This is a genomic window from Streptomyces sp. NBC_01669, from assembly GCF_026339735.1.
Classification (GTDB): domain Bacteria; phylum Actinomycetota; class Actinomycetes; order Streptomycetales; family Streptomycetaceae; genus Streptomyces; species Streptomyces yanii.
The window spans coordinates 196,825-217,050 of the sequence record NZ_JAPEQG010000002.1; the positions used below are offsets into that span (position 1 = coordinate 196,825).

The 20,226-nt window shown below is 70.6% G+C and carries 14 protein-coding genes; 12 read left to right on the forward strand and 2 right to left on the reverse strand.

The annotated features are described in order from the left end of the window. Positions 1-149: 149 nt before the first annotated feature. The 6 genes from OG972_RS41635 to OG972_RS41660 all read left to right on the forward strand — a co-directional run bounded on the left by OG972_RS41635 (position 150) and on the right by OG972_RS41660 (position 7,173). On the forward strand, positions 150-1,550 hold the full coding sequence (locus OG972_RS41635) for a glycoside hydrolase family 28 protein (protein WP_266991412.1): 1,401 nt from the start codon (positions 150-152) through the stop codon (positions 1,548-1,550). Between the two features lie 98 nt (positions 1,551-1,648). After that, positions 1,649-2,692: a TIM barrel protein gene (locus tag OG972_RS41640; RefSeq protein WP_266991414.1), complete on the forward strand. Its 1,044-nt coding sequence runs from the start codon at positions 1,649-1,651 to the stop codon at positions 2,690-2,692. Further along, a complete protein-coding gene (locus tag OG972_RS41645; RefSeq protein ID WP_266991416.1) occupies positions 2,689-3,597 on the forward strand; it encodes a transketolase in 909 nt (302 codons plus the stop codon). Before OG972_RS41640 ends, OG972_RS41645 begins: the two co-directional genes overlap by 4 nt. Then, positions 3,594-4,550 (forward strand): transketolase family protein, encoded by a 957-nt coding sequence (locus OG972_RS41650; RefSeq protein ID WP_266991418.1) that lies wholly within the window; start codon positions 3,594-3,596, stop codon positions 4,548-4,550. Before OG972_RS41645 ends, OG972_RS41650 begins: the two co-directional genes overlap by 4 nt. Further along, positions 4,547-6,001 carry an FGGY family carbohydrate kinase gene (locus OG972_RS41655; RefSeq protein WP_266991420.1) on the forward strand — a complete coding sequence of 485 codons (1,455 nt, stop codon included), beginning with the start codon at positions 4,547-4,549 and terminating at the stop codon, positions 5,999-6,001. Before OG972_RS41650 ends, OG972_RS41655 begins: the two co-directional genes overlap by 4 nt. A gap of 206 nt (positions 6,002-6,207) precedes the next feature. After that, entirely contained in the window at positions 6,208-7,173 is a 966-nt protein-coding gene (locus tag OG972_RS41660) for a sugar-binding transcriptional regulator (protein ID WP_266991422.1), read from the forward strand. 116 nt (positions 7,174-7,289) lie between these two features. Here OG972_RS41660 and OG972_RS41665 read toward each other — a convergent pair whose 3' ends face one another. Together OG972_RS41665 and OG972_RS41670 are read right to left on the reverse strand one after the other, a co-directional pair. Beyond that, positions 7,290-9,722 (reverse strand): glycoside hydrolase family 95 protein, encoded by a 2,433-nt coding sequence (locus OG972_RS41665; protein ID WP_266991424.1) that lies wholly within the window; start codon positions 9,720-9,722, stop codon positions 7,290-7,292. 173 nt (positions 9,723-9,895) lie between these two features. Next, a complete protein-coding gene (locus OG972_RS41670) occupies positions 9,896-11,776 on the reverse strand; it encodes a right-handed parallel beta-helix repeat-containing protein (RefSeq protein WP_266991426.1) in 1,881 nt (626 codons plus the stop codon). A 588-nt stretch (positions 11,777-12,364) separates the two neighbouring features. On the opposite strand from OG972_RS41670, the gene OG972_RS41675 reads away from it, so the two are divergent. From OG972_RS41675 to OG972_RS41700, 6 genes are all read left to right on the forward strand, one after another. Further along, positions 12,365-13,522 (forward strand): GntR family transcriptional regulator, encoded by a 1,158-nt coding sequence (locus tag OG972_RS41675; protein ID WP_266991428.1) that lies wholly within the window; start codon positions 12,365-12,367, stop codon positions 13,520-13,522. A 593-nt stretch (positions 13,523-14,115) separates the two neighbouring features. After that, entirely contained in the window at positions 14,116-15,336 is a 1,221-nt protein-coding gene (locus tag OG972_RS41680) for a mandelate racemase/muconate lactonizing enzyme family protein (protein ID WP_266991430.1), read from the forward strand. Next, positions 15,333-16,355 (forward strand): hydroxyacid dehydrogenase, encoded by a 1,023-nt coding sequence (locus tag OG972_RS41685; RefSeq protein ID WP_266991432.1) that lies wholly within the window; start codon positions 15,333-15,335, stop codon positions 16,353-16,355. The genes OG972_RS41680 and OG972_RS41685 overlap by 4 nt, the downstream gene beginning before the upstream one ends. Before the next feature lie 5 nt (positions 16,356-16,360). Beyond that, on the forward strand, positions 16,361-17,362 hold the full coding sequence (locus tag OG972_RS41690; RefSeq protein ID WP_266991434.1) for an aldo/keto reductase: 1,002 nt from the start codon (positions 16,361-16,363) through the stop codon (positions 17,360-17,362). Between the two features lie 62 nt (positions 17,363-17,424). Continuing rightward, positions 17,425-18,870, forward strand: a complete 1,446-nt coding sequence (locus OG972_RS41695; protein WP_266991436.1) for a hypothetical protein — start codon at positions 17,425-17,427, stop codon at positions 18,868-18,870. Positions 18,871-18,957: 87 nt separating this feature from the next. Next, positions 18,958-20,226 carry an ABC transporter substrate-binding protein gene (locus OG972_RS41700; protein ID WP_266991438.1) on the forward strand — a complete coding sequence of 423 codons (1,269 nt, stop codon included), beginning with the start codon at positions 18,958-18,960 and terminating at the stop codon, positions 20,224-20,226.

The following is a 20,226-nucleotide window of genomic DNA, read 5'->3' on the forward strand; positions in this document are numbered from 1 at the left end:
GGCGCGCGGGCAGCCTCGAAGGGCACCAGGCATCCCCCGGGACGGAACGCTTTCGCGCCGGTGGCCTCGACCGGGTAGCCGGGCCGGACGCCTCTCGCGGGCAGTGAAGCGACCGCGGACCACCACCCATCTCACCGAGGGACACATCCATGAGTGATCCGGTACGCAGACAACTCCTCCGCTTCGGAGCCCTGGCCGCCGCCGCGCTCCCGCTGGCCCGCTCCGGCGGCGCGGCAGCCGCCGACCGCGGCGGCCCCCGCTTCCCCGACGCCTGGTTCCCCGTGACCGACCACGGTGCGGTCGGCGACGGCGCCACCGACTGCACCGCCGCCGTCCGGGCGGCCGTGAGCGCCTGCCATGCGGCCGGCGGTGGGCACGTACTGATACCCGCCGGGCGCTGGGCCACGGGCCCCATCCACCTGCTCAGCGGCGTCGACCTGCACGTGGCCGAGGGCGCGACGGTGCTGTTCAGCACCGATCCGGCCGCCTACCTGCCGGTGGTGCGGACCCGCTGGCAGGGCATCGAGGTGTTCAACTACTCACCGATGATCTACGCCTACGGCCAGCACGGCATCGCGGTCACCGGGCGAGGAATCCTCGACGCTCGGAGCGACAACACACACTGGTGGCCGTGGAAGGGCTCCGGGCAGTACGGCTGGAAGCCCGGAATGCCCAATGAACGGGCCGACTGGGCGACTTTGGAGCAGTGGGGCGCACAGAACGTGCCGGTCGCGGAGCGCGTGCTCGGCGAGGGTCACTACTTGCGCCCCAGCTTCATCCAGCCGTACGCATGCACGGACTTCCTGATCGAGGGCGTCACGCTCCGCAACTCCGCTTTCTGGAACATCCATCCGGTGCTGAGCCGTGACATCACCGTGCGCGACGTCCGGATCGAGTGCGAGGGACCCAACAGCGACGGCTGCGACCCCGATTCGTGCGAGAACGTCACGATCGAGCGCGTCACCTTCGCCACGCACGACGACTGCATCGCCATCAAGTCCGGCCGCGACCAGGACGGCCAACGGGTGGGCGTGCCGTCACGGCGCATCCGGATCCGGGACTGCGTGTACCTCAGCGGCGGAGCCGCTGTGGCGATCGGCAGCGAGATGAGCGGCGGCGTGTCGGATGTGCTCGCCCAGCGGCTCCGCCTGCCCTTCGACCCCGCCCTGGGCGAGGCGTCCGTCGCCTCGGTCCTGGTCGTCAAGTCCACCCCGGCAAGGGGCGGTTACGTCAGAAACATCCGTGTCGTCGACGTGGATGCGCCGGCCTGGACGTACGTGCCGTTCGAGGTCACGTTCCAGTACGCCGGTGACGCCGGCGGTGCCACGCCCGCCGAGGTGACCCGGCTGTCGGCGGCGCGCTGGTCGATGCGCGGCCCCTGCGAGTACCCGGTGCGCGTACGGGCCCGGCCCGAGGCGCCGGTCAGCGACGTCACCCTGGACCGCCTGACCTTCGACGACGCCGCACAGGACATCCTGCTCCAGTCCGTGAACGACCTGACCGTGCGGCACGTCATGGTCAACGGCCGCCTCCAGGAAGGCGCGCCGTAACCCCAGGAGGCCTCCCCCGGCCCTGCCGCACGCGTGGCCAATAGCTGTCGTTGCACGGGGGGTTGACGCACTCGACGCGCATTCGTACGTTGATTTGCATGTCCACTCACCAACGCATAGATATTCACTCGCCGAGTCCGGGTGAACCGGTCTACGGCGCCGGCGTCTGGCACTTCGCCACGTACGTCGACCGCTACGCCACCGACGGATACGGCGAACCCCGCACGGTCCTGGACGCCATCAAGCTGGCCGGTGCCGTCGGCGACCTGTCCGTGCTGGACCTCAACTGGCCCTTCCCGCCGGGGGGCATCAGCACCGCCGAGGTACGCGACGCGTTGGCCGAACAGAAGCTGCGGGCCATCGCCGTGACCCCTGAGTTCTACACCGGCAAGTTCGCCAGGGGCGGCTTCACCAACCCCGACCCGGCCGTGCGCCGCCAGGCCATCGACCTGGTCGCCGCCTCCGCCGAAGTGGGGCGCGAGCTCGGTGTCGAGTACGTGAAGATCTGGCCGGGGCAGGACGGGTACGACTACCCCTTCCAGGCCGACTACACGGACCTGTGGGCCAAGTCGGTGGGCGCGCTGCGCGAACTCGCCCAGTCCTTCCCCGACTTGAACTTCGCCATCGAGTACAAGCCGCGTGAGCCCCGCAACCGGATGGTCTTCTCCTCCGTCGCGCGAACCCTTCTCGCCATCGAGGACATGGGAGTGGACAACGTGGGGGTGCTGCTCGACTTCGGGCACTCGCTGTACGGGGGCGAGACCCCCGCGGAGGCCGCCCGGATGGCGATCGCCCGCTCGAAGCTCTTCGCCATCGACGTCAACGACAACTTCCGCGGCTGGGACGACGACATGGTCGTCGGATCCGTCCACCTTCTCGAGACGTTCGAGTTCTTCTTCGCCCTGCACGACGCCGGGTGGGACGGGGTGTGGCAGCTGGATCAGTTCCCCTTCCGCGAGGACCCCGTCGAGGCCGCGCGCGCCGGCATCCGCACGATGCGCGCCTTCCACCGCGCCCTCGGCTACCTCGACCGCGATGCGTTGGCCGCCGCTCAGGCCTCGCAGGACGCGCTCGGCGCCCAGCGCATCGCGAAGCGGGCACTGTTCCGTGCCCTCGCCGAGTCGGAGAGCGAGTCCGCGTGACCGCCACCGCGGAGGCCACCGCCCCGCTCGCCGTTGACGCACCCGCGGCCCGGGCATACCACGGGATCGGCGCGCGCCTGCGCGCCGCCTCGCCCACCGAGGCAGCCGCCGAACTCGCCGGACTCTCCGCCTCCGTACGACGCGATGTCCTGACCACGATCCAGGCGGCGGGGATGGGGCATGTCGGCGGCGACCTCTCCGTCACCGATCTGCTGGTCACCGCGCTGTGGGGGACCCTGCGCATGCACCCGGACGAGCCGGACCACCCGCAGCGCGACCGCTTCGTGCTCAGCAAGGGACACTGCGCCGCGGCTCTGTACTCGACGCTCGCCTCCTGCGGGTTCTTCCCACGGGCCCGGCTGCGCGAGTTCATGGCACCGCTGTCGCCGCTGAACGGCCACCCCGCCCGGCTCAAGGTGCCCGGCGTGGAGACCAACACCGGTCCGCTCGGTCACGGATTCCCCGTCGCCACCGGCATCGCACTCGGTTCGCTCCTGCGGGGGGAGAGCTGGCGAACCGTCGTCGTCCTCGGCGACGGCGAGATGCAGGAAGGCAGCAACTGGGAGGCCGCCATGACGGCCGCCCACTACGGTCTCGCGAACCTCACTGCCGTGGTGGACCGGAACAGGCTTCAGCAGGGGGCCCGCACGGAGGACACCTCGTCCCTGGAACCCCTCGGCAGGAAGTGGGCGAGCTTCGGGTGGGAGGTCCGCGTCATCGACGGTCACGACCACCGGGCGATCAAGGAGGCGTACGCGCCGTCGACCGCCGGACGCCCCGTCGCGGTCATCGCGCAGACGGTGAAGGGCAAGGGCGTCTCGTTCATGGAGGACCGGGTCGAGTGGCACCACAAAGTACCCACCGACGAACAAGTACGCCTCGGACTTGCGGAGTTGGGCCGATGAACAGCCTTGCGCGGGAGACGGTGCTGTACGACTGCCGGGCGGACTTCGCCGCCGAGTTGGCCGCCCTGGCGCGTGCCGACGAGCGGATTGTGGCGGTGTGCAACGACTCGGTCGGCTCCAGCAACCTCGTGCGGTTCCGGGCGGAGTTCCCCACCCGGCTGATCAATGTCGGCATCGCCGAGCAGGACATGGTCGGTGTCGCCGCGGGGCTCGCCAATGCGGGATTCGTCCCGTTCGTGTCCGCCGCCGCGCCGTTTCTTACCGGTCGCGCGCTGGAGCAGATCAAGGCGGACATCGCCTACACGCAACGGCATGTCGTCCTGTGCGGCCAGAGCCCGGGCATGGCGTACGGCGAACTGGGCCCCACCCATCACTCGATCGAGGATCTGTCGTGGATGCGCGCGGTCTCCGGCCTGGAGATCATCGTTCCGGCCGATCCGTCCGAGACCCGTGGCGCGGTGCGCTACGCCGCCGCGTCGGGCAGGCCCGCGTACATCCGCATCCCCCGGTTCAAGGTGCCCGCCGTCATGCCGGAGGGCACGGGGTTCGAGACCGGTCGGGCCACGCGGCTCACCGAAGGCCGGGACGTCACTCTGATCGCCGTCGGCACCATGGTCTCGCGTGCGCTGGAGGCCGCCCGCATCCTCGGCGCGGAGGGCGTGTCGGCCCGCGTTCTCAACATGGCGTCCGTCGAACCGCTCGACGAGGCCGCCGTGGTCGCCGCCGCGCGGGAGACCGGGGCCATCGTCACCGCGGAGGAAGGACTGCTCTCCGGCGGGCTCGGCGCCGCGGTCACGAAGGTGGCGGCCGAGCAACATCCCGTACCCGTAAGGATGTTGGGTGTTCCGGGCTTCGCGCCGACGGGCAGCGCGTCCTTCCTGCTCGACCACTTCGGCCTGAACGCCGAGGGGATCGCCGGCGCCGCACGATCGGCCCTGGGACGGGCTCGATGAGACCGCATCTGCTCGCTGTCGACCAGGGCACCAGTTCCACCAAAGCCCTGCTCCTCGACGCGGTCGGAGACGTCTTCGCCCGGGCCGTGATCCCGCTGGCACAATCGCACCCCGGCCCCGGCCGCGTGGAGCAGGACGCCTGGGCGCTCCTGGAGAGTGTGCGGGCCGCCGTCGCCGACTGCCTGCGGGACGCCGATCCGCGCAGCGTGGCCGGTCTCGCTCTCAGCACGCAGCGCGAGTCGGTCGTCCTGTGGGACGCGGCGACGGGAGAGCCCGTGGCCCCGCTGGTCAGCTGGCAGGACCAGCGGGGTGGCGAGCTGGCGGCCCGCCTCGGCCGCGAGGGTCACGGCGACGACATCCGGCGGCGTACCGGGCTCCCCCTCGACCCCATGTTCTCGGCCCTGAAGATGGCTGCGCTGCTCGACGAGTACGACCCCGGCCGCACCCGTGGGCTGCGACTGGGCACAGTGGACGCGTTCCTCCTGCAGGCGCTCACGGGAGAGTCGGTCACCGAGATCGGCAACGCCTCCAGGACCCAACTGCTCAGCCTCGCCACCGGCGAGTGGGACGACGAACTGCTCGGCCTGTTCGACATCCCGCGCCAGGCGCTGGCCCGGGTCGTGCCTTCCACCGGGCCGTTCGGAACGGTACGGCGGCTGGATCCGCTGCCGGACGGCACCCCCGTGCTCGCGGTGATGGGCGACTCGCACGCCGCGCTGTTCGCACACGGTGGATGGCGTCCCGGCATCGTGAAGGCCACGTACGGCACCGGCTCCTCCGTCATGACCGTCACGGACGAACCCCGGGCGGCCGAGAACCTGTGCACCACCATCGCCTGGTCCACCGGCCGCCCGGCCTACGCCCACGAGGCCAACATCCGCTCCACCGGGCGCACCGTTACCTGGCTCGCAGATCTCCTCGGCGCCTCCCCCGACGAACTGATCCGGCTCGCGGCCGGCGCCGACGCGGGTGACGTGACGCTGGTCCCGGCCTTCGGCGGGATCGGCGCTCCCTGGTGGGACGCGCGGGCGGTGCCCGTGCTGGCCGGGTTCGATCTCGGTACCGGTCGTGCTCAACTGGCGTGCGCGGCACTGGAGTCGGTCGCCTTCCAGGTCGGGGATGTGCTCGCTGCCCTCCCTGCGGCACGGTACGTGGTGGCCGACGGAGGGCTCAGTCGCAGCGACGCCCTCATGCAGCTCCAGGCCGATGTCTCGGGCGTGACCGTGGCCCGCACCGCGCACCATGAGATGTCCGCTGCGGGAGCGGCCCATCTCGCCGGGCTCGGCCTGGGTCTGTGGACGCTCGACGAGTTGTCGGAACGGGCCGACAGCCGCCTGCGGATCAGCCGGCCCGCATGGGACCGTGCGCGGCGTGACGCTGCCCGGGCCCGGTGGCGACGCCGACTCGGCGCTGCCCGCAATCTCGGTTCGATCCGCCCGCCCAGTGGGTGAGGACTCAAGTATCCGAAGGGCACACAGATGTCATGACCAGCGTGGATCCGGCAGGCCCGGCCCCACCCCGTAGCGCGGCACGAAGGCGAGCAGCGAGCCTGCGTGAGATCCGGCGAATCACGCGGCGACCGTCTGCTCACCCGAGCATTCACCCGGCGATACATTGACCGCGTTGGACACGTTCGGACCTGGAGAAGAGAGGCACGATGGCGGCAGGATCGTCGGATCCCGGACCCGACCAGGTGCGGCTGCTGGTCAAGGTGGCCCGTATGTACCACGAGCGTGGTGTGCGGCAGCCCGAGATCGCGGCGCAGCTGAGCATGTCGCAGCCCCGTGTCTCCCGGCTCCTCAAGGAAGCGGTCGACCGCGGTGTGGTGCGCACGGTGGTCGTCTCCCCCGACGGCGTCCACGCCGAGCTCGAGGAGGCCCTGGTCGAGCGCTTCGCACTCCGGGACGCCGTCGTGGTCGAGGTGGAGGGCCCGGGCACGGACGTGATCCCGGCCCTCGCCGCCGCGACCGCCACCTACCTCGACGCCACGCTCAAGGGGGGCGACACCATCGGGGTCTCCTCCTGGAGCGCGACGCTCCTGGAGTCCGTGAAGATCATGCGGGCCAAGACGTCGTCCGTCGCCCACGAGGTCGTCCAGCTCCTCGGCGGCTCCGGCAGCCCGGAAGTACAGTTGCACGCCACACGCCTGACGAGCCGCCTCGCCGAACTGACAGGCGCCCAGCCGGTGTTCGCTCCGTCCGCCGCGCTGGTCGGCAGCCCGCAGCTGCGTGACCTGCTCTCAAAGGAACCGGCGATGGCCGAGACCATGCAGGCGTGGTCCCGGCTCACGCTGGCCCTGCTCGGGGTCGGCAGCCTCGACCCGTCGCCTCTGCTGCGCCGCTCCGGCAACGCGATCACCCACGAGGACCAGCGGCACCTCAGAGAACTGGGGGCAGTCGGTGACGTGTGCGCCCGGTACTTCGACGCCGACGGGCATGCCGTCGACGCGCGCTTCAACGACCGCCTCATCGGCATCGAACCCGACCGGCTGCGGGCGGTGGAACGCCGGATCGCGGTTGCCGGAGGCATGGACAAGGCTGCCGCGATCCGCGGTGCGATGCTCGGCAAATGGGCCAACATCCTGATCACCGATGTCGAAGTGGCGAGGGAACTGCTGAAGTGACCCGCCAGATTACGGCACTTGGACGCACAAGCTGCTGCCGCGGCTCCGGACCACCGAGGATCGGGCCGCGGCGCAGCCCGTCGTCGCGCCGCTGACCGGTGGGCCGCTCCCCCGCGTCAGCGCCCCGTGGACCGGGCGGTCAGCAGGTACCGTCCGCCGCGGCGGGTATCGAAGGACACCACGCACTCCTCGGGCCGGTCGGCACCGGCACCCTCGACGTCCACCGGGTGCGGGGTCCGGACACGCACCGGGTTGCCGAGCAGCGAGCGCACCTCGGCGTGCGTGATCCCGTCCGCCGTCCATGCGAGGTCGACCTCGAATCCGCCCCTGGCCCGCAGCCCGCGGAAGGAGCCGGCGGGCCAGGACTCGGGAAGCGCCGGCAACAGGGCGATCTCGTCGGCGTGGCTCTGCAGCAGCATCTCCGTAATGCCGGAGATCCCGCCGAAATTGCCGTCGATCTGGAACGGCGGGTGCAGGTCGAAGAGATTGGGGGCGGTGCGCGCGGGGGTGAGCAGGTCCGCCAGGTGCTTGTAGGCCCGTGCCGGGTCCAGGAGCCTGGCCCACATGTTGATCTTCCAGGCGAGGGACCATCCCTGACCGGCCGTTCCGCGCAGTTCCAGGCTCTTCACCGCGGCAGCGGCGAGTTCGGGAGTCGTGCGCGGATTGATCTGCGCGCTCGGGAAGACGCCGTACAGGTGGGACACATGACGGCTGCGGACCAGCGCGGCCTCCTCCCAGTCCTCCAGCCACTCCTGGATCTGGCCGAGGTACCCGACCCGCGTGGGCGCGAGACGGTCGCGGATCTCACTGACCCGCTCGACGAGTCCGGCGTCCCGGCCCAGTTCCCGGGCGGCCTTCCGGTAGGCGTCGAACAGGTCCCGCAGGAGCTGCATGTCGATGGTGGGACCGGCACAGATACTGACGCTCTCGCCCTCGTCCTGGTGATGGGTGACCTCGGGGGACTGCGAGGGGTTGGTGACGAGCCAGCCGGTCTTCGCATCCACGACGAGCGTGTTGACGAAGAACTCGACCGCGCCCTTCATCACCGGGTAGTTGCGGCTCAGCTCGCCCCTGTCACCCGTGAAGCGGTAGTGGTCCCAGAGCATCAGGCAGAGCCATGCGCCACCGGTCGGCCACATGCCGTACTGTGCGGCGTCCACGGGCGCGGTCCCCCGCCAGCCGTCCGTGTTGTGGTGCAGCACCCAGCCGGGTGCGTCGTACATCGCCTTGGCGGTACGGGTTCCGGACTCGGCCAGTTCGTGGACCATCTGCACGGCCGGGTCCCAGCACTCCGCCAGGTTGGCGGGTCCGGCCGGCCAGTAGTTCATCTCGAAGTTGATGTTGACGGTGTACTTGGACTCCCAGGCCGGGTTGAGGCTGTCGTTCCACAGGCCTTGGAGGTTGGCGGGCTGGCCCGGTGTCCGGGAGCAGGAGGCCAGCAGGTAGCGCCCGTACTGAAAGTACAGGGCGGCGAACTGCGGGTCCTTGCCGTCCGAGAAGAGCGGGATGCGCTGATCGGTGGGCAGAGCGGTCCGCTCCGAGGGACCCAGGTCGATTGCGACCCGGGAGAACAGCTGCCGGTAGTCGGCCACGTGCCGGGTGCGCAGGTGCTGGTACGGCCGTCCGGCCGCCGGGGCGAGGTGTCGGCGGGCTCGGTCCTTGGGATCGGCTCCGGCATCCAGGTAATTGCGGTAACTGGTCGCCATGGAGATCAGCAGGGTCACGCTGTCGGCGTCCTTGACGGTCAGCGCGCCGTCAGCGGTGGACACGCGGCCGCCCTCGGTCCGCGCATGGGCGAGCGCGCGAAAGTGCACGGACCCGGGCAGGCCGTACCAGTCGCCGCTGACGCCGTCGAGCGCGACGGTGTGCGCGTCCACGGTGGAGCCGGTTGCCTGCTGGGGAGTGGTGAAGCGGGCGGTGAAACCGATGGCACCCGGTGTGTCGGCGGTCATCCGTACGACGATGACCTGGTCGGGGCTGCTGGCGAAGACCTCCCGCACGTGGCGGACTCCGGCGCGCGTGTAGCCGGTGCGCACGACCGCGGTCTCCAGGTCCAGCTCGCGTTCGTAGTCGGTCACTTCGCCCGTGCCGTCGAAGACGAGTTCGAGGTCACCGAGCACCTGGTAGGCGACCTGCTCGGAGGGGCTGCCGATGAAGTCGGTGTCGATGAGCCGCTGCGCCTGGTTCCACTTCTCCTCCACCACCAGGCGGCGGATCTCGTCCAGGTGTGTTCCGGCACCGGGACGGACGTAGTCGTGCGGGCCCCCGGCCCACAGGCTGTCCTCGTTGAGCTGGAGCCGCTCGGTGTCGGCACCGCCGAAGACCATGGCGCCGATCCGCCCGTTGCCGACCGGCAGTGCCTCCAGCCATTCCGCCGCCGGGGACCGGTACCACAGGCGCATGGGGTTGGGACCGTGCGCAGAGCCGCCGGCCGCCGGTGCGGCGGCACCGGCCGCTCCGGCCGCCTGTGCGTTTCCGGCGCTCAGGGCCATCGACGCCGCGGATGCTCCGGCAACGGCCAGGACGTTCCGCCGGGACAACTCGGACATGGGGTGCCTCCAGATGTGTGGTGCGGTGCGGGCAGGTGACGTGCCGGTCGCGGGGCGGGGGGCGCGGCCGCGTCCCGCCCCCGGGGTGCGGAGGTACGGGCCCGTCCGGGTGGGGACCGTCGCCGGTCCCGCGGACGGGCCCGTACCTCTCGGGGTGTCCGGTCAGTGACCGGTCACTGGGTGTCGCCCTCGGGCAGCGGGTACGGGAAGTCGGCGGAGACACCGATCTTGTCGTACTCCATCTTCGAGGCGTCGTAGCCGTCTTCCCAGTTGGCGTTCTTCACGTCGTTGCACTGGTAGCTCTGGTAGCTCTGGTCGGTGGTCTTGCCGACCTCGATGTTCTCGAAGCTGAACCCGCAGCCGCCGGCGTCCATGTGGACACCGCGGGTTCCGCTGTCCGGCATGGAACCGTCCGGAATCACATCGCCGATGACCATCTGGCGGACGTGGTTGTCGATCGTGTGCGGTTCGACGTTGCTGACTCCGTAGGTGTAGAAGGCGCCCATGTCACCGCTGTCCAGGCCGGCCTGGTCGATGCGCAGGTACTCGAAGGTGTTGTCGCGGGCGTAGTCGTCCGCGGGAGCGACCTCGGGCCGCACTTCGAGGCTCACGCCGTAGCGCGCACTGTGCTTGATGTGGCTGTGGCTGATGGTGTTGTGACCGGTGTTCTGGAGCTCGATGCCGGAGGCGTCGCCGGGCACCAGTTCGCCGTAGTGGGTGATGTAGTTGTTGGTCAGCAGGTGTCCGTTGGAGGTGTTGCCCTCGCCCGGGTACGGGCCCTCCACCTTGATGCCGTCGCCGCCGATGTTCTCCAGCAGGCTGTCCCTGACCGTCAGTCCGTCGTTGGCGAAGAGCGCGTACACCGCGTGGTAACCGGTGTCGGATATGTGCAGCCGGGACAGGGTGATGTCCTTGCTGTTGGTCACGGTGACGGCGCCGAAGCGGTTGCGGGGAAGCTCGATCTGCCGGTCGTACTCCGGGTACTTGTGCGGTTCGCCGGAGTCGCCGTCGCTGATCCAGCCGTAGCGGTACCAGTCGACGAAGTCGGTGTACTGGAGCGAGAGCCCGTCGAGGGAGAGGTTCTGCACGCGCCGGTCCGGGCTGGGTCCGGCCAGGTTGAACAGGGTCTTCACGGTGGGCCGCAGAACGGTGACGTCGTTGATGTCACCACGCGGCTTGTAGTACACCTGGCCCTTCTTGAAGTCCATGTAGTACTCGCCCGCCTGGTCCAGGAAGTCCAGCGAGTTCTGCAGGAAGTACCGGGAGCCCCCGCGGGAGTTCATCAGGGCGTAGCGGGTCCAGTACTTCAGGGTCATCTGGTTCTTCGCCGCGTTCCAGTCCCGGATCGGGACGGTGTCGGTGAACCAGCTCCAGCTGCCGCCCGACCAGACGACGGCCGAGGCCTGGTCGAGATTCCAGCTCGCGTCCCAGTCGCCGGGGCTGGAGTACAGCCACTGGCGGACGGCCTCCTTCTCCGGCTCGGCGAGCACGGAGGTCATGTAGGGGGCCCACTCGTCGTCGGACTTGCGGTTGGGGTAGCGGGCCGTGGTGGCGCGCTTGCCGTCCTCGAAGAGGGTGTAGAAGGGCTTGTCCGTGCCGACGTCCGCACGGTAGATGCCGTCCTTGTACTCCTCCCAGCCGGTGACCGGGGCCGCGCCCATCACACGGGCCTTGCCCGCGCCGTCGTAGGAGCGGTAGACGACCCGGTGCCCGTCGGCACCCGAGTCCCGGTCGTCGAAGTCGATCGTGGTGGAGACCGGGTAGTCGCCCGCGCGCAGATTGACGTTGATGTCGCAACGCATGCGCCCGGGGCGGTTGAGGCCCTTGTCACGGATGTGGTCGCGGGCGCCTTCGATGGTCTTGAAGGGGCTGGCCTCGGTGCCCTTGGCCCGGTCGCTCCCGTCGGGCGCGACGAAGAGATCGGTGGCCTTGCAGCCGGTCGCCTGCGCCTGCGCGTCGGGGACGTTCAGTGTCGCTCCGCTGACCAGCAGGGCGCCGGCCGCCAGCAGCAGGGGAAGTCTTGACCTGTTTCGTACGAGGGTGGTGAGGGGCATGAGGTCTCCTTGCCACGTGCGTTGTGTGGCTTTGTCGTTCGGCCGTGGACGTGCGGCCGCCGGGCGGGGCACGGGTCGTACCGCACCGGGGCGTGCTCCTGCACGCAATGACGACGTCCGAGCACGTCATCGCGGCTTCACGTTCGGTCTGTCATCGCCCGCCGGTCACCGGGGAGCAGGAACGCTCCGCCCGGGCCGTACGTGCGCGGAAGGGCGCAGGAAGGATTCGGCCCGGGTAAGCGCGGGCACGGGGGTGCCGTCGCGCGGGCCGTCATGATCGGGGGCGGTTGTCCCCGGGGGGTTCCTGGTGTCCCGGGCCGGGCCGGGGACGGTGTTCAGGTGCGGACGGGAGACACAGCGCCGGTTCTTCCGGACCCCGTCCCTCCGGTCCTTCGTTCACGCAGCGTTTCCTCCTCGGGGGGCTTCGCGGAGCACGATCTGGTGGGTCACTGGCTGAGCACGATAAGTAAGATGTTCGCGCCCGGTCGCCGTCAATACGCCGGAGCGAACAATAAGTTGATGTGTGCGGGACGTCATTCCCGTGGCCCTCCGAGTCATAAATTCACCCAACCGTGGAGTGGCAAAGCCATGACATTTTCCGATCCGCAGGCGTTTCCCCAGCTCAGCGAGGAGGACCGGGCGGCTCTGTCCGACTACTCGCGTCAGCTGCCCGGGGCCGTGCGTCTGCGCAGCAGCATCGTCCTGGCCCTGGCCGAAGGGCTGACCAACGCCGAGGTGGCTCAGCGGTTCCAGGTCAGTCCCGCCACGGTGGCCAAGTGGCGGGACCGCTACGTGCGCCGGGGCGTGGCCGGACTGAGGGACGCTCCCCGCTCGGGCCGACCGCGCAGCGTCACCAGACGGGAGGCGGAGGCGCGTATCGCGGAGGTGCTCGCGCAGGCCGGCGACGGCACTCCGGTGCCGTCCACCCGCACCCTGTCGGACGCCCTGGGCCTGTCGCAGTCCACCGTGGCGCGCATCCGGCGCGAGCAGGCCGCCGAGCTGCCCGAGGGGGTGCAACCGCCGAAGGGCGGGCGCCGGCGAGGGGGCGGCCGAAGCGCGGCGGGAGCGGCCCCGTCCCCGGCACGCCTCCCGCACCGGCCGCCCTCGGACCACGTGTACGCGCTGCTGCGTGACTGGATCGTCAGCGGTGAACTCGCGCCAGGCCAGCGCCTCGTGGAGGCGGATATCGCCCGCCGGGTGGGCACGGGTCAGGCACCGCCGCGCGAGGCGATCAAGCGTCTGGCGCACGAGGGCCTGGTGACCTCCCAGCCGCACCGCGGCACGCGCGTGGCCCGGATCCCCGAGCAACAGGCCCAGGACGTGAGGGACATTCGGGTCATGTTCGAGGAGTACGTGGCCCGTCGCACGGCCGGCCGCCTGGACGCCGAGCACACACGGCTGCTGACGGACGATGTGGCACGGCTGCGCCTCGCCGTGGACAAGGGCGACATCGCGGCCTTCCGCGGCGCCGACATGTCGTTTCACCGGCATGTGTGCGCGGCCGCCGGCAACGACGCGCTGATCCGGCTGTGGCGCGTGATCGAGTCCAGCCTCTGGGATCTCCACGTACTGGGCGACCCCCGCTACGACGGTGGCTGGGGCGCGCTGGCCGAGCACCACGCGGAGCTCCTGGAGGTCCTGCGCTCCGGGGATCCCGAGATCGCCGGGCCGATGTTCGCCGCCCACGCCGCGGGCGAGGTGGACGGCTACCTCGCCGGTCCGACAGGCCCGGGCACCTCGGGCTGACAGCCGGGCGGCCTCGGGAATGCTCCGGCTCGACGGTCCGCACGGCGCGGGGCAGAACGCGGAACCGGGCCCCCAGTCCATGGGCGTGGGCGGGGCATCGCCGGACGCAGCCGCACGGGCGGACGGGAGGCGGGCCGGCCGGGATGGACCGTGTACGACCGGCCCGCGCGTTCAGGGTCGCCCCCTGGTGCGGGCGACGGACCTGCCGGGGTCGGATCCGGGCTCATCGGGCACAGCATGTGCTCCGACATGGTGTTTTGCCGTCCACGAACCGTGCAGCACAGGCGAGTTCGGCGTTACCGCAGAGCTTCCAGGTCGTCACTTGTATGATACGTTACGACTGTTGAAGGGGTGGCACGGGGCCTCCCCCTCGACGGCGCGACGCCATGGCCCGCGCCAAGAGAAAACGCCCCCGAACCATCAGCAAACGGCGCGGTCGTCGAGCGCGAGCCGCGTGCCCCGGCACCATCCCCCGCGGCCCGCGCCCGGCCTTCCCGGACCACAGGTCACCGGTCCAGGGACGCACCAGCCACCCCGGAGGCCTCCCGCGCCTCCATCCAGGGGCTGCTAACGAGCACTCAGAGGGGGAGCAGATGAAGATCACCGGATACCGGTCCCTGCGGACCGTGCACAACTGGGGCCGCCCCGTCGGGGACGCGAACGGCTTCGTCGCAAGCGGGGTCACCGAAGTCCCGGTCGTCCTGGTCGAAACCGACGACGGTCTCACCGGCGTGGGCCTGGGGGCCCACACCGAGGCCCATCGGATCTTCCCCGCCATCGAGGGTCAGGACCCCCGGGCCGTCACCGCCCTCTACGACCGGATGCTGGCCCGCACGTTCAAGACCGGCCACGGTGGGTCCGTGTTCGGCACCATCGGCGCCTTCGACATGGCGCTGTGGGACCTCAAGGCGAAGATGGCCGGCGAACCACTGTGGCGCACACTCGGCGCCGCCGACCGCTTCGTTCCCGGTTACGCCTCCGGCCTGGACATCGCCCTGGACGACGAGCAACTCGTCGCGCTGTACACCGGCTGGGCCGAACGCGGCTTCACCGGAGCCAAGATCAAGGGCGGACTCGACACCGACCGCGACATCACGCGGCTCAACGCGGTGGCGGACGTGCTACGAGCCACCACCCGCTCCCCCGCCCTGATGCTCGACGTCAACGAGACCTGGGGCAGACACCAGGCGGTGCGGCTGCTGGCCCGCATCGAGAGGCACGTCGATCTCACCTGGATCGAGGAACCGGTCCGCCGGTGGGACGTGGCAGGCAACCGGGCCGTGGGGCGAGCCGCACGCACTGCCGTCGCCACCGGCGAGAACCTGACCGGACTGGAGCAGTTCCGGCCCCTCCTGGCCGGGGACGCCGTGCAGGTGGTGCAGACCGGCAGCGTCTGGGGCATCACCCACTTCCTCCGGGTCGCCACCCTCGCCCACGGCCAGGACCTGCCCGTCAGCCCGGTCGGATACGAGACCAACCCCCTCGCCCACGCCGCCGCCGCGACCCCCAACCACCTGGTCACCGAAGTGCAGGACACCTCGGCCCCGGTGGGACTCACCGTGGACCAGGAGATCGCCGACGGCGGCATCGTCCTCGGTGACACCGTGGGGCTCGGCATCACCGTCGACGAGGCGGCGATCGCGCGGCTTGAGGAGACGGCCGGCTGGGCCCAGCCGGCCGGACCCCACGTCCGGCCGCCCGATGCCGGCCTGCGCCTCGTGGCCGAGTCCGGACACGACGGCCGGCCCACCGACAGCGCCGCCGCCGGGCACCCTCGTGCCGTCGGGCGCGCCCGGAAGGGGATCGCCCCGTGACACGACCACGTGCCGTCCTCGCGATGAACCCGCCGGGTCTGCCCGGCTCCCTCTTCGACGAGAACGCGTTCGCCCGCCTTCGCCGGGCCGCCGACATCGACACCGGCCTCGTTCTCACCGAGCTGGAATCCGCCCGCTCACGGGAGGCCCTGGCCGGGGCGGACATCCTCGTCGCGGGCTGGAACGCACCCGTCGTCCGCGCCGCCCACCTCCCGTACGTCTCCCGGCTGCGGGCCGTGGTCTACGCGGGCGGTGTCGCCGCGACCTGCCTGGAGGACCCCGAGTCCTTCGCCGCCCGCGGGGTGGTCGCCGCCAACGCCCGGGCCGCCAACTCCGTCCCGGTGGCCGAGTACACGCTCGCCATGATCCTTCTGGCCGGCAAGCGGGCGCTGCCCGCCGCGCGGGCGTACCGGCGGTCCAGGAGCGTTCCGGACCATCCGGCCACGCACTCCGTACCCGGCAACTACCGGCAGACCGTGGGCATCGTCGGCGCCTCCACCGTGGGCCGCGCTGTCCTCGCCCTGCTCCGCTCCTTCGATGTCGACGTGCTCCTGTACGACCCCACCCTCACCGCGGAGGAGGCCATCGGCCTCGGTGCACGGCCGGTGCCGCTCGACGAACTCATGAGAAGCAGTCACGTGGTGTCCCTGCACCAGCCGCTGACACCGCGAACGCAGGGGCAGATCGACGCGGGCCTGCTCGCCCTCATGCGCGACGGGGCAACGCTCGTGAACACCGCCCGTGGAGCCGTCGTCGACCAGGACGCCCTGACCGCGGAGCTCCGCAGCGGCCGGATCGACGCCGTGCTCGACGTCACCGACCCGGAACCGCTCCCCGCGGACAGCGGCCTGTGGTCGCTGGACAACGTCGTGCTCACCCCGCACCTGGCCGGCTCCATGGGCGGTGAGCTGCACCGCATCGGAGACGCCGTCGTCGACGAGGTGGAGCGGTTCGCGTCGGGCCGTCCGTTCGCCCACCCGGAGGACCTCGCAGCCTCCGCGCGCGCCAGGGTCCGGTGAGGCGCATGCGTACCCGAACCGCCGCCCGCACCCCGGCTCTGACAGAACTCGGCTTCGGCGCGGCCCAGTTGGGCAACCTCGGACGGGTCACGAGCGACGAGGACGCCTCGGGCGCCGTCGACGCGGCCTGGCGAAGCGGCGTCCGCTACTTCGACACGGCCCCGCACTACGGGCTCGGGCTGTCCGAACGCCGCCTCGGCGCGGCCCTCTCGCGGCGTCCCCGGTCCCAGTACACCGTCTCCACCAAAGTGGGCCGGCTGCTGGTGCCGAGTCCGGAGACGGCCCACCTCGGGGACGACGGCGGATTCGTGGTGCCCGCGGCGTCCCGCCGCAGCTGGGACTTCAGCCGGGACGGGATCCTGCGGTCCCTGGAGGGCAGTCTGGAACGTCTCGGCCTGGACCACGTCGACATCGTCTATCTCCACGACCCCGACGACCACTGGCAGGAGGCGTCCACGACGGGCGTCGACACCCTCGTCGAACTGCGCGACCAGGGGGTGGTGAAGGCGGTGGGCGCCGGAATGAACCGGACCGGGATGCTCACCGAGTTCGTCCACCGCTGCGACGTGGACATCGTCATGGTGGCCGGCCGCCACACCCTGCTCGACCACTCCGCCGCGGACGAGCTGCTCCCGCTCGCCCTGGAGAGGGGCGTGGGCGTCGTCGCCGCCGCGGTGTACAACTCCGGGCTGCTCGCGGCCCCCCGCCCACCGATGCACGCCACCTACGACTACCGGCCGGCCTCCCGTGAACTGCTCGGCCGGGCCGCCGCGATCGCCGATGTCTGCGAGCGGCACGGCAGCAGCCTCCCGGAGGCCGCCATCGCCCACCCCCTGCGGCACCCGGCGGTCACCTCGGTGGTCCTCGGCGCACGGAACGCCCACCAGTCCCGTACCAACGCCGACCGGCTGGCGGCCTTTGTCCCCGACGCGCTCTGGGACGAACTGACCGCGCTGTCCCTGCTTCCCACGAGCCGGGCGACGCGGCCCGCGGGGGGACGGACATGAACGTCACCGACTCCGCGCGGCCGGATGCCGCACGGCCGTGTAACCACTACGGAAGGAACGCCATGGAACACCGCACAACCGAGCCGGACACGGCCGCACTCGCCGGCTGGCTGCACAGCTGGATCACGGAGGAGGGCGCGGTCAATGGCTTCCACAACCACAGCGTGTGGGGCACGAACCCCTTCACCTTCCTCGACTTCACCAGCGGGCACACCACGTTCGCCGGCCCGGCCGTTGGGGCCCTCGCACAGGCCCTGGCCGAACAGCCCGACGAGCGGGGCGTCGAGCTGCTGCGGCGGCTGGTGCGCTACCAGGCCACGGAGTTCCAGGACGACGGCCAGTACCGGCACATCGGCTTCCAGGTCGGTGAGTCGGCGACCACCGGTCTCATCCACAACGCCGTCGGCAGCCTCGGTGTGCTGCTCGCGCTGAAGCACGCACGTCATCTGCTGCCCGACGACGAGGTGGACGCCGCGCTCGCGGCCGTACGCCGCAATCTCGACGCGTGCGAGATGTACGGGGGCGGCCGGGCCGGTGAGGACGGTACCTGCAACCAGGAGTACGCCCGGGTGTGGGTCAAGCAGCTCTACACGGAGCTGGCCGACGACAAGACCTACGCGGAGCAGATACCCGAGGACCTCGCCACCCTGGTCCGCCTGTTCCACCACCGCGGCGTACCCGACGCGGACAGCTCCGGCACGTTCCGCACCGTGCGGGACCGTACCGAGGGCGGCATCCTGGAACCGGCCGAGTACTACGGCCTCATGATCGTCCCCCTGGTGCTCGGCTACCGCGCCCAGGGCGATCCGGAGCTGCTGGCCGAGGCGAGGCGGCTGTGCCGGCACGTGGCCCGCTCGGCGTGGACCGACGAAACCGGCGCCGTCCGCTACCACCGCTACTGGTACGTCCAGGACGACCGCGCCCTGAAGTCGGACACGCCCATGCTGATCGCGGGCATGGGCCTGACGCTCTACGGCATCCACGAGGTGCTGGCCGAGGGTCCCGACGCCGAGCTGGAAGCGTTCACCGAGGCGTGCCTCGCCACCTATGCGGGCTACCAGACGCCCGGTGGCTACTTCGCCTCCGCCAGCGGCTGGCACAACGAGGCCGACATCGCACCCAGCACCGCCTGGCACGCCCACGACCTGATGTTCCTGATGGCGCGGCTGGGACCGGGCGACGGCTTCTGGGACAAGGTGCTTGCCCCCAGGGACCGGCAGTCGGTACTGATCAGCGACCGCGCCTTCTGGGCCGAGTCCGGCGTCCACTGGTGCGTGCGCTCACCGCTGACCGCGGGGGACCTGCACATCTACGGCCGCAAGGACAAGGACACCTTCACCCGGGAGTTCTTCGCCTGGACCGACCGCGAGCCGCTGCCCGAGGACCTGCGGTATCCGGACGCGCTCGAGTTCTTCGTCGCCAACGACGGCATCTACCGCGTCGACGGCGACGAGGCACCCACCGACATCACGGCCGTCGGCCCCCTGCCCTACCGGGGGCGGCTGTGACACCGGAGCACGACCCGCATCCGCACGCCCCGCAGTCCAGCGAACGTTGATCACCAGCTTTCCCTACCGAGGAAAAGAGAGTCGACAATGATGTCTGCCAACCGAGGGAGCAAGGCGCGCGGAGCCGCCCTTGCCGCCGTGGTTCCGCTGCTGCTCCTCGCGGCATGCTCGTCGGGCTCCGGTACGTCCGGCGGCAAGGACGGCGAGATCCGGATGATGGTCAACCTGACCGACAACCTCGACCGGGCCTACTGGGAGAAGCTGGTCAAGCCGTTCGAGGACAAGACCGGTCTGAAGGTGAAGATCGAGGGCCCGACCGGCAAGTCCGTCGCCGAGTCCTTCCCCCAGCAACTGGCCGCGGGGACCGCCCCCGATGTCATCCAGTCCATCTTCCCGGACGACGACACGGCTCCGGAGCTGGTCGACCTCAGCGGTGAGGCCTGGGCCAAGGGGACCCCGATGTTCGACGCGTACGCCATCGGCGACACGCACTTCGCCGTCGGCGTCGGCACCCAGACCCAGTCGCTCGTCTACTACAACAAGACCGCGTTCAAGAAGGCCGGCATCACCGCGACTCCGACCACCTGGAAGGAGATGACCGCCGATCTGGGCAAGCTCAAGAAGGCCGGCTACACGCCGATGCAGACCGCGGGCGACTACCAGACCGGCCTCCAGCTCCAGCAGATCTACCACCCGACGCTCAACGAGCTCCACCCGAAGTGGCAGAGCGCCGTCACGGACCAGAAGCTCACCGTGGGCGATGCCTACAAGCCCGCCTTCCAGATGTACGCGGACTGGATCGACGCCGGATACATAGCCAAGAGCGACGCCGGACTCAACCCCTCGCAGGCGGACGGCAACTTCATCGCCGGCAAGGCCGGTCTCTACACCAACGGCAGCTGGTTCGCCGCCACGCTGGCCAAGGCCGGGAAACTGCCCTTCGAGGTGGGCGTGTTCTCCCCGCCGGCCGCCGACGGCAAGAGCTATCCCGGTCCGCAGGGCGCCACCATGGCCAACCCGTACATGGTGCACAAGGGCGCGTCGGACGAGGCCGGCGCGAAGCAGCTGGTGGAGTTCCTCGTGACCGACCCGGCGGCCGTCAAGGCGCAGCTCGGCTCCGACGGGGTGTTCCGCCAGGAGTCCGACGTCAAGCAGACCGGTACCGACGCCCTGATCCAGGGCATTCTCGACAATGCTCCCGCGCTCGTCGCCGTGGGCGAGGGCCAGGGCAACGTCCGGCTGCCGGTGACGGGCTTCAACCCCAAGTTCACCGAGGTCGCTCAGAGCCTCTACACGGGGGCGAGCCCGGCCGACGCCGCCAAGGCCATCGACCAGTGGACCGACGAGAACCGCTGA